This is a genomic window from Cupriavidus ulmosensis, assembly GCF_977008105.1.
Map to the genome: position 1 here is coordinate 658086 of NZ_CDRMWP010000002.1, position 16084 is coordinate 674169.

Below are 16084 nucleotides of genomic sequence, written 5' to 3' on the forward strand. Positions count from 1 at the left end.
CGCGGCGGGCGCCGATCCGATCATGCGCGCGCGGGCCGCGCTGCACCAGCGGTGCCGCGCGCGCATTCTTGCGCTGGATCAAAAGAAGCCGAGAGCGTTGGGGCTGTAGCTGACCAGCAGGTTCTTGGTCTGCTGGTAGTGGTCGAGCATCATGCGGTGGTTCTCGCGCCCGATGCCGGACTGCTTGTAGCCGCCGAAGGCCGCGTGTGCCGGATACGCGTGGTAGCAGTTGGTCCACACGCGCCCGGCCTGGATGCCGCGGCCCATGCGGAACGCGCGCGCGCCGTCGCGGCTCCACACGCCGGCGCCGAGGCCGTAGAGCGTGTCGTTGGCGATCTCCAGCGCCTCGTCCTCGTCCTTGAAGGTGGTCACCGCGACCACCGGGCCGAAGATTTCCTCCTGGAAGATGCGCATCTTGTTGTGGCCGGCGAAGACCGTGGGCTTGACGTAGTAGCCGGTGGACAGGTCGCCGCCCAGCGCGTTGCGCTCGCCGCCGATCAGGCATTGCGCGCCTTCCTGCTTGCCTAGGTCGAGGTAGGACAGGATCTTCTCCAGCTGCTCCTGCGACGCCTGCGCGCCGATCATGGTGCTCTTGTCGAGCGGGTGGCCCTGCTTGATCGCCGCCACGCGCTTGAGCGCGCGCTCCATGAAGCGCTCGTAGATGGATTCCTGGACCAGCGCGCGCGACGGGCAGGTGCAGACTTCGCCCTGGTTCAGCGCGAACATGGCGAAGCCTTCGAGCGCCTTGTCGAAGAAGGCGTCGTCGGCGGCCATCACGTCTTCGAAGAAGATGTTGGGCGACTTGCCGCCCAGCTCCAGCGTCACCGGGATGATGTTCTGCGAGGCGTACTGCATGATGAGCCGCCCGGTGGTGGTCTCGCCGGTGAAGGCGATCTTGTTGATGCGCGGGCTGGACGCCAGCGGCTTGCCCGCTTCCAGGCCGAAGCCGTTGACCACGTTGAGCACGCCCGGCGGCAGCAGGTCGCCGATCAGCTCCATCAGCACCAGGATCGAGGCCGGGGTCTGCTCGGCCGGCTTGAGCACCACGCAGTTGCCGGCGGCCAGCGCCGGCGCCAGCTTCCAGGTGGCCATCAGCAGCGGGAAGTTCCACGGGATGATCTGGCCGACCACGCCGAGCGGCTCGTGGAAGTGATAGGCCACGGTGTCGTGGTCGATCTCGGAGATGCCGCCTTCCTGCGCGCGGATGCAGCCGGCGAAGTAGCGGAAGTGGTCCACCGCCAGCGGCAGGTCGGCCGCGGTCGTTTCGCGGATGGGCTTGCCGTTGTCGATGGTCTCGGCCACCGCCAGCGTGACGAGGTTGGCCTCGATGCGGTCGGCGATGCGGTTCAGGATGTTGGCGCGCTCGGTGGTGGAGGTGCGGCCCCACGCGGTCTTGGCGCGGTGGGCGGCGTCGAGCGCGGCGTCGATGTCCTTCTGGTTGGAGCGCGGCACGCGCGTAAACGGCTTGCCGGTGACGGGCGTGATCGCCTCGAAGTACTGGCCGTCGGCCGGGGCCACCCAGGCGCCGCCGATATAGTTCTCGTACTGGTCCTTGTAGGGGTTCGCAACGCCCAGCTGGGCGATTTCCGCCATGTCCATGTCTCGCTCCGTTCTTTGATGTGGTCCGCTGTCGGGCGACAGCCGCCGTGCGGCGATGCCGCGCGCACGCCGCCTTATCCGCAAGAGGCATGCCCGCGGCGGGCGGCGGCGTGGCAAGGGCGTGGCGGCGCCACGCGGCGCGCAGATGCGGGCGCCCGCCGGGCGGCGCGGCGCGCGCGGGTGTGTCAATCTGGAACAGCGCGTGCGCCAGCGTGACACGGCGGTGTCACAGGCGCGGGCTAGCTGCCGCTGGCGTGGATCAGGAACTCGCGCAGCGCGTCGGCCGGCTTGTCGAGCGCGCGGCCGGGCTGCCACAGCAGGCCCACTTCCATGTCCGGCACGCCGTCGGCGATCGGCCGCGCCTCGATCTGGCGGCCTTCGAGCGACCACGGCCGGTACACCATGTCGGACAGCACGGTCACGCCGAAGCCATGCGCCACCAGCCCGCGCAGCGCCTCCATCGAACTGGTGCGGAACGCGACCGATGGCGCCAGCCGCTTGCTGCGCCAGTAGCGCAGGGTGGCGCGCTCGCTCTCGTCCACGGTGATCTGGATGTACGGATGGGCCGCGATGTCCTTGAGCGTGAGGCGCGGCAGCGCCAGCAGCGGATGCGAAGGCGAGGCCCACAACTGCCGCCGCGAGCGGATCAGCGTGTGATGGGCGAAGCGCTGCAGCTTCTCGATATTGGACAGCAGGCAGATGCCCAGCTCGATCTCGCCGTTCAGCACGCCCTGCTCGATGCCGGGGCGGTCCATGTCGTGCAGGTCGAAGTCGATGTCCGGGTAGTTGCTGCGAAAGCGCGCCAGCAGCCCCGGCAGCAGGTAGCCCAGCACGGTGTACGACGCCGCCAGCCGCACCGTGCCGGCGAGGTTGTGCGCCTGGAAGCGCGGCTCGCGCAGGGTGTCCTGCACCGCGTCGAGGATGTCGCGCGCGCGCTGATGCAGGCGATGGCCTTCGGCGGTGAGCGCCACGCCGTGCGGCAGGCGGTCGAACAGGCGCACGCCGAGCTGCTGCTCCAGCATCAGCACGGCGTTGGTGATGGCCGACTGCGACACGTGCTGGGCGGTGGCCGCCATCGAGAACTGCCCGGTCTCGGCCGCCGCGGCGAAGTAGCGGAACTGCCGCAGCGTGATTTCCTTGGCAAGGCGCGGCGCGCCGTCCTGTCTGCTGCTGCGTTCCTTCGGCATGGCTGTGCTCCCGATGGGTCACAGGGTTAACGCGTATTATCTGTCTCGCGCATACCTGTTCTCTGAATTCTTGATTTTACGATAACGGGCCGCCTTCCTACACTCAGCGCAGCCCCACAGAGCGCAGAACGGAGACCGCATCGATGAATGCCCCCCTATCCCCCGCCCAGCAAGCCGAACTGGCGTCCCTGGAAACGGTTTCGCTGGACGACAAATACACGCTGGAGAAGGGCCGGGTCTACCTGAGCGGCACCCAGGCGCTGGTGCGCCTGCCCATGCTGCAGAAGGCGCGCGACCGCGCCGCCGGCCTGAATACCGCCGGCTTCATTTCCGGCTACCGCGGCTCGCCGCTGGGCGGCGTGGACCAGGCGCTGTGGAAGGCCAAGGCGCACCTGGCCGCCAGCGACGTGGTGTTCCAGCCCGGCGTCAACGAAGACCTCGCCGCCACCGCGGTGTGGGGCTCGCAGCAGGTCAACCTGTTTCCCGGCGCCACCCGCGACGGCGTGTTCGCCATGTGGTACGGCAAGGGCCCGGGCGTGGACCGCTCCATCGACGTGCTCAAGCACGCCAACTCGGCCGGCTCGGCCAGGCACGGCGGCGTGCTGCTGCTGGCCGGCGACGACCACGCCGCCAAGTCCTCCACCGTGGCGCACCAGTCCGAGCACGTGCTGATGGCCGCGGGCATCCCGGTGCTGTACCCGTCGGACGTGCAGGAATACCTCGACTACGGCCTGCACGGCTGGGCCATGAGCCGCTACTCCGGCCTGTGGGTGTCGATGAAGTGCGTGACCGACGTGGTGGAGTCCAGCGCCTCGGTGGAGATCGATCCCGAGCGCGTGCGGATCAAGCTGCCGGAAGATGTCGCCATGCCGCCGGACGGCCTCAACATCCGCTGGCCCGACCCGCCGCTGGTGCAGGAAGCGCGCCTGCTGGACCACAAGTGGTACGCGGCGCTGGCCTACGTGCGCGCCAACAAGCTCAACCGCGTGGTGCTCGATTCGCCCGACGCGCGCTTCGGCATCATGACCGCCGGCAAGGCCTACCTCGACGTGCGCCAGGCGCTCGCCGACCTGGGCCTGGACGACGACACCTGCCGCCGCGTCGGCATCCGCGTGTTCAAGGTGGGCTGCGTGTGGCCGCTCGACGCGCAGGGCGCGCGCGAGTTTGCCACCGGCCTGGAAGAGATCCTGGTGGTGGAGGAGAAGCGCCAGATCCTCGAATACGCGCTCAAGGAAGAACTCTACAACTGGCGCGACGACGTGCGCCCCAAGATCTACGGCAAGTTCGACGAGCGCGGCAACCACGGCGGCGAATGGTCGTTGCCGCGCGGCGACTGGCTGCTGCCGGCGCACTATGAACTGTCGCCGGCGCTGATCGCCAAGGCCATCGCCACCCGCCTGGAAAAGCGCGACCTGCCGGCCGACGTGCGCGCGCGCATCGCCGCGCGCGTGGCGCTGATCGAGGCCAAGGAGCGCGAGGCCGCGCGCCCGCGCATCGCGGTCGAGCGCAAGCCGTGGTTCTGCTCGGGCTGCCCGCACAACACCTCGACGCGCGTGCCGGAAGGCTCGCGCGCGATGGCCGGCATCGGCTGCCACTACATGACGCTGTGGATGGACCGCAATACCGACACCTTCAGCCAGATGGGCGGCGAGGGCGTGGCGTGGACCGGCCAGATGCACTTCACCGGCGAGAAGCACGTGTTCGTCAACCTCGGCGACGGCACCTACTTCCACTCCGGCCTGCTGGCCGTGCGCGCGTCGATCGCGGCCAGGGCCAACATCACCTACAAGATCCTGTTCAACGACGCCGTGGCCATGACCGGCGGCCAGCCGGTCGACGGCGTGCTGACGGTGCCGCAGATCGCCCACCAGGTGCTGGCCGAAGGCGCCAGCAGGATCGTGGTCGTGACCGACGAGCCGGAAAAATACGGCGACGGCGCCATGCTGCCCGCCGGCGTGACCGTGCATCACCGCGACCGGCTCGACGAGATCCAGTTGCAGTTGCGCGATACCGCCGGCGTCACCGTGCTGATCTACGATCAGACCTGCGCCACCGAGAAGCGCCGCCGCCGCAAGCGCGGCACCTATCCCGACCCGGCGAAGCGCGCCTTCATCAACGACGCGGTGTGCGAAGGCTGCGGCGACTGCTCGGTCAAGTCCAACTGCCTGTCGGTGGAGCCGCTGGAGACGGCGCTCGGCGCCAAGCGGCAGATCAACCAGTCGTCGTGCAACAAGGACTTCTCCTGCGTCAACGGCTTCTGCCCGAGCTTCGTCACCGCCGAAGGCGCGCAGCTCAGGAAGCCGGCCGCCGCGGGCGGCAAGGGTGCCGATGTCGATTTTTCGGCGCTGCCGCTGCCGGTGCTGCCGGCGCTTGAGCGCGCCTACGGCGTGCTGGTCACGGGCGTGGGCGGCACCGGCGTGGTCACGATCGGCGGCCTGCTCGGCATGGCCGCGCACCTGGAGAACAAGGGCGTGACCGTGCTCGACATGGCCGGCCTCGCGCAGAAGGGCGGCGCCGTGATCAGCCACGTGCAGATCGCGCCGACGCCGGCCGCGCTGCACGCCACCCGCATCGCGATGGGCGAGGCACGGCTGGTGATCGGCTGCGACGCCATCGTCTCGGCCTCGGCCGAGGTCCTGTCCAAGACCCGGCCCGGCGTGACGGCCGCCGCCATCAACAGCGCCAACACGCCCACGGCGGAGTTCATCCACAACCCCAGGTGGAAATTCCCGGGCGCCTCGGCCGAGCAGGACCTGCGCGCCAGCGTCGGCGACGCCTGCGCGTTCATCGACGCCAACGCCTGGGCCGTGACGCTGCTGGCCGACTCGATCTACTCCAACCCGCTGCTGCTCGGCTTTGCGTGGCAGAAGGGCTGGATTCCGCTGCGCCGCGAAAGCCTGGCGCGCGCGATCGTGCTCAACGGCGTGTCGGTGGAAAAGAACCAGCTTGCGTTCGACTGGGGCCGCTACCTCGCCCATCACGGCGAAGCCGCATTGGGCGCGCTGCTCAGGCCGGCCGCGCGCGCGCAGGTGGTGTCAATGCCGGAAACGCTCGACGGCGTGATCCGCCAGCGCGAAACGATGCTCACCGCCTACCAGAACGCCGCCTATGCCGCGCGCTACAGCGCCGTGGTGGCGCGCGTGCGCGGCGCGGAGAAAGCGCTCGGCGCCGGCGGCCGCCTGCCGCTGACCGAGGCGGTGGCGCGCAACCTCGCCAAGTTGATGGCCTACAAGGACGAATACGAGGTCGCGCGCCTGTACGCCGACCCGGCCTTCCTCGACAAGCTGCGCGCCCGGTTCGAAGGCGAGCCGGGCCGCGACTACCAGCTCGGCTTCCACCTCGCGCCGCCGCTGCTGGCCAGGCGCGATGCCAGGGGCCACCTCGTCAAGCGCCGCTTCGGCCCGGCCACGCTCGGCGTGTTCCGCCTGCTGGCGCGCGCCCGCGGCCTGCGCGGCACCGCGTTCGACGTGTTCGGCAAGACCGCCGAGCGCCGCGCCGAGCGCAGGCTGATCGAGGACTACATCGGGATGGTGGACGAGTTCTGCGCCACGCTCGACGCCGCGCGGCTCGATACCGCCGTGGCGCTGGCCAGCCTGCCGGACGACATCCGCGGCTTCGGCCACGTGAAGGAAGCCAGCATGGAGAAGGCGGCGGTGCTGCGCGGGCAGTTGCTGGCGCGGTATCGGGAGGGTGGGGCGCGGGTGGCGGCTTGAGTTTTTTTTGAACCGTTGGCTTCGCTTGAGGTGGCGCCTAGCTAAACCGCCCCTCTCCCCGGCCCTCTCCCCGTGAGGGGAGAGGGAGGACACCTTGCTTGAGCTAGCTCTCGCGGCGTGGGCCCATTCGCGGGCTTCGTCAATCGCTCGGGGTTTGCTCCCCTCTCCCGCCCGCGGGAGAGGGGCCGGGGGAGAGGGCCGGCGCCCGCAAACAGCGCCACCGCTCAAACCACCCCAGCCCGATCACTCACCGCGGCTGCAGCACAATCACCGCCATCCCCGCAATCGCCACCGCCACGCCGGCCAGGTCCCACGGCGTGGGCCGCACGCCGTCGACCAGCCACAGCCACGCGATCGCCACCGCGATATAGACCCCGCCATACGCCGCGTAGACGCGCCCGGACGCATCCGGATGCAGCGTCAGCAGCCACGCGAACAGCGCCAGCGACAGCGCGCCCGGCACCAGCACCCAGGCGCTGGCGTTCTGGCGCAGCCACAGGTAGGGCAGGTAGCAGCCGAGGATTTCCGCGCAGGCGGTGATCAGGTAAAGGCCGAAGATCTTCACGCCGCGGGTTCCTCCGCCGGCGCGGCGGCGGGCGCTTTCCTGGCCCGCCTGCGCGTCTTGCTGCTGCCGAGCTCGCCGCCCTGGTAAGGCACCCGCCCCGACGGCACCACCGCGGAGGCCAGTTCCACGTGGCCTTCCTGGTCGTCGAAGAACATGTGCGCGCCGAAGGCTTGCAGCACCTGGTCCTTCGGCAGGCCGCCGAGGAAGAACGCTTCGTCGATGCTGACGTTCCAGGCGCGCAGCGTGTGCACCACGCGCGTGTGGGCGGGGCTGTTGCGCGCGGTCACGATGGCGATGCGCACCGGGCTCTCGCCGGGCGGGAAATGCGCCTGGATCTGGGCCAGGCGCAGCAGCAGCTTGGCGAACGGGCCTTCGGCCAGGGCCTTGTGGCGATGGCGCTTTTCGTTCTTGATGAAGGCCTCCAGCCCCTTTTCCTTGTAGATCCGCTCGGACTCGGGCGAGAACAGCACGGCGTCGCCGTCGAAGGCGATGCGGATCTGCCCGGGCGGGGCGCGGTAGGCGGCGGGAGCGTCGTACAACTGCGCCGCGGCCACGCCGCCGTCGATGGCGGCCTGCACGTCGGCGGCTTCGCGCGACAGGAACAGGTCGACCTTGAAGGCCTTGAGGTAGCGCGCGATCGGCGCGCCGCCGGTGAAGGCCGCGCGCGTGATGTCGAGCCGGTGCGTCTCGATGGCGTTGAAGGCGCGCAGTCCGGTGTCGGGCGAATTGCGCGAGATCACCACCACCTCCACCGGGCGCAGGTCCGGGATCAGGCTGTTGAGCCCGAGCAGGGCCTCCACCAGCGGGAAGGCGGTGCCGGGCAGCAGCGGCTGGTCCTCGTTCTCGCGCTGGTAGGCGGCGTAGGCCGCCACGCCCTGGGATTGATAGATGCCGTTCTCGTGCTCGAGGTCGAACAACGCCCGGGACGAGATGCCGATGACGAGTTTGTCGGTGAGATCGTAGGCCATGAGCGCGAGTATAAGGGCATCGAGGCGGGGCACCGAGGCAGGGCACCGGGTCCGAGCATTGCGGCAGGGCACCGGGTCCGCTGTTTACAAACTTTGACACTTTCCCGCTTGGCCGCGGCACCCCGCGCGGGTATCCTCGCCCGCATTTGCGAATGCGCCGGCCGACGTGCCGGTCAACGTGCCGGTCCGCTGCTGCCATGAATCGTCCCGATCTTCCCCTGCATGCCTTGCGTGGCGTGGCCGTGCTGGCCGCCGCCGCGCTGTGCCTGTCCGCCGCGGGCTGCAGCTCCCTGCTCAACGAGGGCACGGCCGCCGGCGCGGGCATTGCCGGCGCCGCGGTGGCCGGCGCGGTGACCGACAACGCCGCTGTCGCCACCGGCATCGGCCTGGGCGTGCAGGCCGGCGCGAAGGCGGCCCTGCAATACAGCCAGCGGCGCGTGCATGCCGCCGCGCAGGACCGCATCGCCCAGGCCGCCGGCGGCCTCGCGGTGGACGCGGTGGCCGACTGGAAGACCGACCATGCGGTGCCGCTGGAGCCGGCCGAGCATGGCCGCGTCACCGTCAGCCGCGAGATCGGCGGCAAGTCGCTGCCGTGCAAGGAGATCCTGTTCTCGGTGGACGAGGACGGCAAGCCGAGCGCCTTCTATATCGCGGCGATCTGCCGCGACGGCCAGAACTGGAAGTGGGCCACCGCCGAGCCGGCCACCGAGCGCTGGGGCTCGCTGCAATGAGCGGCCGCCGGCGGCCGCGCATCCTGGTCTCCGCGCCGGCCTCCGCCCTGGCCGCGCTGCTGGCCGCGGCGCTGGCCAGCGGCTGCGCCTCGGTGGGCGACCTGACCGGCGCGGTGGCCGGCGTGGCCACCGGCGCCGTCACCGGCAACCCGGCCATCGGCGCCAGCGTGGGCATCGGCGTGGCGGCGGCGGCGGATGCCGGCGCCAAGTACGTGTTCCGCAACTGGCAGCGCGCCGAGCAGGACAGCATCGCCGCCACCATCGGCGCCATGCCGGTGGACGAGCAGCAGCGCTGGGAAATCCGCCATCCCATTCCCTACGGCAACCAGCATGGCTGGGTGCGCGTGGTGCGCGTCATCCGCACGCCGCTGGCCGAGTGCCGCGAGGCGTTGTTCTCGGTGGACGACGACGGCAAGCGGCAGCGCAGCTGGTTCCTGACCACGGCCTGCAGGCAGCCCGGCGGCTGGAAGTGGGCGGCGGCCGAGCCGGCGGTGCCGCGCTGGGGCAACCTGCAATAGCCCGTCGCCACCGGCCGGTGGCCGGCGCCGCGCTGGCCTGACGCGCGCGCGCCGCGGCACGTCGTTCCGGCATTTCTCCGCTTCACGGCACAAGCACGCCGCCGCCGCGCCACTTCGCAGCACGTTCCGCTGCGCGCGGCCCGCCGGTTGCCCGAATTCGGCAGCTTCTGCGGCACCCCTCTCCCTACAATGAATTCCTGCCCGCGCGGCCCCCGGACCTTGCCGGAAAGGCGGTCCGCGCCCCGGTGCGACGCGGCGCCATCGATGCCGCCGCCCGCCACGCAACCCCACGGAGACAGCCATGCACGCGCAGCACCAAGCCGCCGCCGGCGACCTTGCCCACGGCGAGGACACCGATCACGAAGAAACCCGCGAATGGCTCGACGCGCTGGCCGGCGTGGTGCGCGCCGGCGGCGCGCCGCGCGCGCGCTTCCTGCTCGAGCGGCTGGCCGAGCATGCCAGCCATCTCGGCCTGGGCCACCGCGCACATCCGTACTCCGCCTACCAGAACACCATCGGCGTGGCCGAGCAGCCGCGCTATCCCGGCGACCTCGACATGGAGCAGCGCCTGACCTCGATCATCCGCTGGAACGCGCTGGCGATGGTGGTGCGCGCCAACAAGGCCTACGGCGAGCTCGGCGGGCACCTGTCCAGCTATGCCTCGGCGGCGGAAATCTTCGAAGTGGGCTTCAACCATTTCTTCCGCGCCGACGAGGGCGGGCGCAAGGGCGACCTGGTCTACTTCCAGCCGCACTCGGCGCCGGGCGTCTACGCGCGCGCGTTCCTCGAAGGCCGGCTGTCCGAGAGCCAGCTCGCCAACTACCGGCAGGAGGTGGCCGGCGGCGGCCTGTGCTCCTATCCCCATCCGTGGCTGATGCCGGATTTCTGGCAGTTCCCGACCGGCTCGATGGGCATCGGCCCCATCAGCGCGATCTACCAGGCGCGCTTCCTGCGCTATCTCGCGCATCGCGGCATCGCCGAGACCGCCGGGCGCCGCGTGTGGGGCGTGTTCGGCGACGGCGAGATGGACGAGCCCGAATCGCTGGCCGCGCTGTCGCTGGCCGCGCGCGAGCAGTTGGACAACCTGACCTTCGTCGTCAACTGCAACCTGCAGCGGCTGGACGGTCCGGTGCGCGGCAACGGCCAGGTCATCAATGAGCTGGAGGCGCTGTTCGCCGGCGCCGGCTGGAACGTGGTCAAGGTGGTGTGGGGCTCGGAGTGGGACACGCTGTTCGCGCGCGACACCAGCCACGCGCTGCTGCGCCGCTTCGCCGCGATGGTCGATGGCGAGTACCAGAACCTCGGCGCCAGGGACGGCGACTACAACCTCGCCAACTTCTTCAACCGCGCCCCCGAGCTCAAGGCGCTGGCCGCCGGCATGAGCAGCGCCGACATCGACGCGCTGCGCCGCGGCGGCCACGACTTCCGCAAGCTCCACGCGGCCTTCCGCGCCGCGCAGGAGCATACGGGCGCGCCCACCGTGATCCTGGCCAAGACCAAGAAGGGCTTCGGCATGGGCGAGGCCGGCGAATCGCGCATGACCGCGCACCAGCAGAAGAAGCTCGACGTGGACGCGCTGCGCGCCTTCCGCGACCGCTTCAAGCTGCCGCTGGACGATGCCGCGGTGGAGACGCTGCGCTTCTACAAGCCCGCCGAGGACAGCGCTGAGATGGCCTACCTGCATGCGCGCCGCCACGCGCTGGGCGGCTACCTGCCGGCGCGCAGCCGCCACGCCGACGCGCTGCGCATGCCGGACCTGATGCAGTACGCGCGCTTCGCGCTGGAGCCTGACGCGCGCGCGGTCTCCACCACCACCGCGGTAGTGCGGCTGTTCACCAACCTCATCAAGGACCGCGAAGTCGGCCCGCGCGTGGTGCCCATCGTGGCCGACGAGGCGCGCACCTTCGGCATGGCCAACCTGTTCCGCCAGATCGGCATCTACTCGCCGGCCGGCCAGCTCTACGAGCCGGAGGACGCCGGCTCGATGCTGTACTACAAGGAAAGCCGGCAAGGCCAGTTGCTCGAGGAAGGCATCACCGAGGCCGGCGCGCTGGCGTCCTGGACCGCGGCGGCCACCTCGTACAGCGTGAACGGCGTGGCCATGCTGCCGTTCTACATCTACTACTCGATGTTCGGCTTCCAGCGCGTGGGCGACCTGATCTGGGCCGCGGCCGACCAGCGCGCCCGCGGCTTCCTGATCGGCGCCACCGCCGGGCGCACCACGCTGGCCGGCGAAGGCCTGCAGCACCAGGACGGCACCAGCCAGCTGATCGCCTCCACCGTGCCGAACTGCCGCGCCTACGACCCTGCCTTCGCCAGCGAGGCCGCCGTCATCATCGACCACGGCGCGCGCCGCATGCTCGAAGACCAGCACGACGAGTTCTACTACCTCACCGTCAACAACGAGAACTACGCGCAGGCGCCGCTGCCGGCCGATGCGCGCGAAGGCGTCATCAAGGGCATGTACCGCTTCGGCACGCGCGGCCCGGGCGAGGGCGCCGCCGCGGTCAGGCTGCTCGGCGCCGGCGCCATCCTGCGCGAGGTCATCGCGGCGGCGGAACTGCTGGCCGAAGACTGGGGCATCCGGTCCGAGATCTGGAGCGTGACCAGCTTCTCCGAACTGGCGCGCGACGCGCGCGAGTGCGAGCGCGGCGGCCTGTTCGCGGCCGGCGGCGAGGCCCGGAGCTACGTGCAGCGCTGCCTGCCCGGCACCACGCCGGTGGTGGCCGCCACCGACTACGTGCGGGCCTGCGCGCAACTGATCGCCTCCTATGTGCAGGCGCCGTTCACCGCGCTGGGCACCGACGGCTTCGGGCGCAGCGACACGCGCGACGCGCTGCGCGGCTTCTTCGAGGTCGACCGGCATCACGTGGCGCTCGCCGCGCTGCGCGCGGTGTCGCCGGCCCTGCATGCGCAGGCGCTGGCGCGCTACGGCGCGGGCGGCGGCCAGGACGCGCCCTGGCTGCGCTAGGCCAGGCCGCGTGCCTGGCCCGCTCAGTCCGCGCCGGCCTCGGCGCGGAAATGCTCGATCGACTGCCCGGCGTTGACGGCGCGCTGCAGCCAGTGCGGCATCGCGCCGTGGCCGTCCCAGGTCTGGCCGTCGGCGTTGCGGTAGTGCTTCTGTTCTCTCTTTGGCGGCGGCTTGGTGGTCCCGATCGCGGTCGGGATCGCGGCCGGAAAGCAGCCGGCCGCGGCCAGCGCATCGATGGTCAGGCCGTATGCGGCCATGCGCTCGCGCACCCAGATGATGGCCGAGAGGCGTTCGATTTCGACGGACATGCGGGGGACCGGGAGTTGGACGACGACAACGTGGCGATGCGGCTCAACTGCCGCGCTGGTCGGCCGCGCCGGCCTGTTCCGGCTGCGGCCTGACGGCGGCCGGCTCGCTGGCGGCGTCGCTCTGCAGGACCCGTCGCTGGGCGCGCTGCTCGGCCCGCTTGGCCGCGCGGCCCTTTTCGATGACGGCGAAGTCCGGGCCGGCCAGTGCCGCGAGCGAGCATGCGAGTGCCGCCAGGCCGGCGGCCATCAAGGTCAGATTTTTCACGAGCGTTGCCTGTTCGGTGTGATTGCGGTCGGGTTGCGCAGCAACGCCGTGCGCCGGCGGCGCAACGGGGCGCGCATGCCGTCGCTAGGAAAAAAAACGGGGAGCGGGCCCTGGGCCGCTCCCCGCGGCTGGAGATAGCTCAGCCGTCAGAAGTGTGGCCGCACTGGAGCAAAGGAGAAGCACGCGGCCACAGAGCCACCTGTCTACCCGGATATCCATCCGGCGCGGGCCGGCGCCGGTGCCGGGCGCCGCCGGCAAACGGGCCTGCCGTCGTTCGCGCCGCCGGCAAGGGCGGCGTGGCCCGAGGCATGGGCCGCGGCGGCGCGGAACGCTGTGGCGGGCGCCACGGCTGCCAGGGCGATACCTCGGGTCTTCATGATGCGTCATCTCCAGGGGCGGCGGCGTGGCGGCGTCCGGTCCGACCGGCTCTTGGGCCTGTCTTGAACCTGACGAATCACGCTGGAACGACGGCAGTGTATGCCTGCGCGATGAATTCGAATAACGATATAAAACTATGTGTACCAGTCGTTTTTTTCATGGGGAAAAAACGCCATGCGCGACGCGGGATGACGGACATTTACGTCCCTGCAGCGGCATGTTCCTTGCCGGCGAGCCGCTGCCACACCACGGCGGTGCGGTACGCCAGGCCCGGCAAGAGAAGGAACCCATCCGATGAAAACACACGTCCGATTCTGCGTCGCCACAGTCCTGACGGCATTGAGCGCCGGCCCCGCCGCCGCGTGGGCGCAGGACCAGCCGCAGCAGGCGGCGGCCGAGGCCGGCCAGCAGCCCGCGCAGGAAGCGCAGGAAGCGCCGGCGCCGGCGCTGCAGCCGGCGATCGCGAGCACGTTGAGCGCGGCCCCCGTGCGCATCGACGCGGGCGCGCTCGGGCCGCTGTACGTGGGCGGCGTGCTGAGCGGGCTCGGGCTGGCGCAGAGCCACGCCGTGCCGGCGGACCGCAGCCGGCAGTTCGACCTCGGCAACGCCCAGGTCTTCGTCAACAAGGCCGATGGCCTGCTGCAGTTCTTCGTCCAGGCCGGCTACTACTCGACGCCGGTGCTCGGCGTGCCGTACCTGCGCACCTCGGATGCCACGCCGGCCTTGTTCAGCCCGCTGGCCCAGGGCTATCTCAAGATCGCCCCCACCGACACGCTGTCGGTGATGGTCGGCAAGCTGCCCACGCTGATCGGGGCGGAGAGCACCTTCTCGTTCCAGAACATGAACATCCAGCGCGGCCTGCTGTGGAACCAGGAGAACGCGGTGAACCGCGGCATCCAGGTCAACTACGCCGCCGGCCCGCTGACGCTTTCCGCATCGGTGAACGACGGCTTCTACTCGAAGCGCTATAGCTGGATCTCGGGGCTGGCCAGCTACGCACTGGACAGCAGCACCACCATCACGTTCAGCGCCGGCGCCAACACCGGCCACACCGACGTATCGACGACCGCGACGCCGCTGTACCAGAACAACCAGCAGATCTACAACCTGATCTATACGCGCACCCGCGGCGCATGGACCTTCCAGCCCTATCTGCAGTACACGCGCGTGCCCAGGCTGCCCGAGTATGGCACTAGCGAGGCGGCCTCGACCTACGGCGGCGCGCTGCTGATGAGCTACGACTTCGGCGCCGACGCCACGCCCGCCGGGCTGCGGCTGCCGGGGTTCAAGCTGCCGGTGCGGCTGGAGTACATCGCCTCGACCGGCACCGCGGCGGGCGGCGCGCCCAATCTCCTGTACGGCGCGGGCAGCGAGGCGTGGTCGGTCACGTTGACCCCGACGTACCAGTACAAGCGCTTCTTCGTGCGTACCGAGTTCGCCTACGTGGGCGCGCGCCGGACCGCGCCGGGCGCGGCCTTCGGCACCGACGGCAACCGCCGCGCGCAGGTGCGCGGCCTGTGCGAGATCGGCGTGCTGCTCTAGTCCGCCTCGGGGACGTTGCCGGAGGTCGGCGCCATGCGCGCGGGCCGCCCCGCTTCCGCGCCGAAGTATCGCTTGAGCGCCAGCAGCCTTGCCTCGAACAGATGCCACGTGGCAAGGCTGATCAGCATGCACGCCAGCAGGGAAACCAGCACGAAGCACAGGTAGCCGGCCGAGAACACGCTGCCCTCGTCCGGCAGCAGTTGCAGCCGCGCGCGGAACAGCCAAGCCACGGCATACAGCACCGGCGGGTGGAACACGTAGAGCGAATAGCTGTATTTCCCGAACGTGGTCAGCACGCGGTGGCCGAGGAACCGGTTCAGCCGCGCATCGGGCGGCAGCAGCAGCGTGGCCGCGATCAGCAGCGCGGCGCTGGCGCCGATGATGCTGAAGCCCAGCGTCTGCAGCGCCAGCCCGTTGCGCCGCAGCCCGCCGTCGAGCACGTCGACCAGTGCCGCGCCGGCGAATGCCAGCACCGCGAGCGCGCCCAGCACCTGCCGCGCGCTGGGCAGCGGCGCCCGGCAGCGCGCATACGACGCCACCAGCGCGCCCCACAGGAGCGGGTCGACGTGGGTGAGCGTGGACACGTAGATTGCCATCTGGTCCCAGCCGCGCGCGATCAGGGCCAGCCTGAGCAGCGGCGACGCCGCGCACAGGGCCAGCGACAGCAGCGCCACGCGCCGGGCCGGGCACAGGAACACCACCAGCGGCCAGGCCAGGTAGAACTGCTCCTCGATGGCGAGCGACCACAGTTGCGTCACCGGCACCGGCGAGCCCTGCGGCAGCCTGGCGAAATACCAGTTCTGCAGATAGCTCCAGAACCACGCCTGCGCGCGATGGAGGTCCGCATAGGCCTGCCCGGGCTGGTAGATGTCGGCCAGGAATGGCCGCAGGACCAGAAAGAACAGAACCAGGAAGAAGTAGTACAGCGGGAAGATCCGCAGCGTGCGCCTGGCGTAGAAATTGACGAAGTAGCGCGGCGCGCCTTTCGCGTCGAGCAGGATGCCGGTGATCAGGAAGCCGGACAGCGCGAAGAAGACGTCCACGCCGATCCAGCCCGACACCAGCAGCTTGAGCGCGAGATGGCCGATGGTTCCGCTGTCGCCGAGCGCGGCCGGCACCACCGAGTGATGGAAGAAGACCAGCAGGATGGCGATGCCGCGTATGCCGTCGAGCGGGCGCAGGTGGCCGCGCGCGAGGCGGCTTGCGGGCGCTGCCCGCGGGCCCGCGGTCGTGGCGCCGTTGCGCCGTGCGCCGCGCGGCTGTGAACGGGGATACTCGCTGCGCATTGACGCCCCATCCAGGTTTCCCGTATCGGCACGAGTGTACCGGCGTCCCCTAG

12 protein-coding genes are annotated in these 16084 nt (G+C 70.4%); 5 read left to right on the top strand and 7 right to left on the bottom strand.

The features are described 5' to 3' along the window. Positions 1 to 78 precede the first annotated feature (78 nt). Together adh and ACWTPI_RS22805 are read right to left on the bottom strand one after the other, a co-directional pair. A complete protein-coding gene (gene adh / locus ACWTPI_RS22800) occupies positions 79 to 1599 on the bottom strand; it encodes an aldehyde dehydrogenase (protein ID WP_454732793.1) in 1521 nt (506 codons plus the stop codon). A 239-nt stretch (positions 1600 to 1838) separates the two neighbouring features. Continuing rightward, entirely contained in the window at positions 1839 to 2786 is a 948-nt protein-coding gene (locus ACWTPI_RS22805; RefSeq protein ID WP_020204051.1) for a LysR family transcriptional regulator, read from the bottom strand. 143 nt (positions 2787 to 2929) lie between these two features. Between ACWTPI_RS22805 and ACWTPI_RS22810 the strand changes: the two genes are divergently transcribed. Continuing rightward, the gene (locus ACWTPI_RS22810) at positions 2930 to 6499 is read left to right on the top strand and encodes an indolepyruvate ferredoxin oxidoreductase family protein (RefSeq protein WP_454732794.1); all 3570 of its coding nucleotides are present in this window, start codon (positions 2930 to 2932) and stop codon (positions 6497 to 6499) included. Between the two features lie 247 nt (positions 6500 to 6746). On the opposite strand, the gene ACWTPI_RS22815 is transcribed toward ACWTPI_RS22810, so the two are convergent. Beyond that, complete coding sequence (locus tag ACWTPI_RS22815; protein ID WP_020206811.1) at positions 6747 to 7064, bottom strand: YnfA family protein; 318 nt, start codon at positions 7062 to 7064, stop codon at positions 6747 to 6749. Further along, on the bottom strand, positions 7061 to 8032 hold the full coding sequence (locus ACWTPI_RS22820; protein WP_454732795.1) for a 5'-nucleotidase: 972 nt from the start codon (positions 8030 to 8032) through the stop codon (positions 7061 to 7063). The genes ACWTPI_RS22815 and ACWTPI_RS22820 overlap by 4 nt, the downstream gene beginning before the upstream one ends. A 197-nt stretch (positions 8033 to 8229) precedes the next feature. Between ACWTPI_RS22820 and ACWTPI_RS22825 the strand changes: the two genes are divergently transcribed. The 3 genes from ACWTPI_RS22825 to mdeB all read left to right on the top strand — a co-directional run bounded on the left by ACWTPI_RS22825 (position 8230) and on the right by mdeB (position 12252). Further along, positions 8230 to 8763 carry a hypothetical protein gene (locus tag ACWTPI_RS22825; protein WP_029044415.1) on the top strand — a complete coding sequence of 178 codons (534 nt, stop codon included), beginning with the start codon at positions 8230 to 8232 and terminating at the stop codon, positions 8761 to 8763. Further along, a complete protein-coding gene (locus ACWTPI_RS22830; RefSeq protein WP_020206814.1) occupies positions 8760 to 9281 on the top strand; it encodes a hypothetical protein in 522 nt (173 codons plus the stop codon). The genes ACWTPI_RS22825 and ACWTPI_RS22830 overlap by 4 nt, the downstream gene beginning before the upstream one ends. A 301-nt stretch (positions 9282 to 9582) precedes the next feature. Beyond that, entirely contained in the window at positions 9583 to 12252 is a 2670-nt protein-coding gene (gene mdeB / locus ACWTPI_RS22835) for an alpha-ketoglutarate dehydrogenase (protein WP_454732796.1), read from the top strand. Positions 12253 to 12275: 23 nt separating this feature from the next. On the opposite strand, the gene ACWTPI_RS22840 is transcribed toward mdeB, so the two are convergent. Next, positions 12276 to 12560, bottom strand: coding sequence for an H-NS histone family protein (locus ACWTPI_RS22840; protein WP_454732797.1), 285 nt, complete (start codon positions 12558 to 12560; stop codon positions 12276 to 12278). A gap of 43 nt (positions 12561 to 12603) precedes the next feature. Continuing rightward, a complete protein-coding gene (locus ACWTPI_RS22845) occupies positions 12604 to 12825 on the bottom strand; it encodes a hypothetical protein (protein ID WP_029044416.1) in 222 nt (73 codons plus the stop codon). A 672-nt stretch (positions 12826 to 13497) separates the two neighbouring features. On the opposite strand from ACWTPI_RS22845, the gene ACWTPI_RS22850 reads away from it, so the two are divergent. Beyond that, a complete protein-coding gene (locus ACWTPI_RS22850) occupies positions 13498 to 14745 on the top strand; it encodes an outer membrane beta-barrel protein (RefSeq protein WP_454732798.1) in 1248 nt (415 codons plus the stop codon). On the opposite strand, the gene ACWTPI_RS22855 is transcribed toward ACWTPI_RS22850, so the two are convergent. Then, positions 14742 to 16031 carry an acyltransferase family protein gene (locus ACWTPI_RS22855; RefSeq protein ID WP_454732799.1) on the bottom strand — a complete coding sequence of 430 codons (1290 nt, stop codon included), beginning with the start codon at positions 16029 to 16031 and terminating at the stop codon, positions 14742 to 14744. The genes ACWTPI_RS22850 and ACWTPI_RS22855 overlap by 4 nt on opposite strands. Positions 16032 to 16084: the final 53 nt, after the last annotated feature.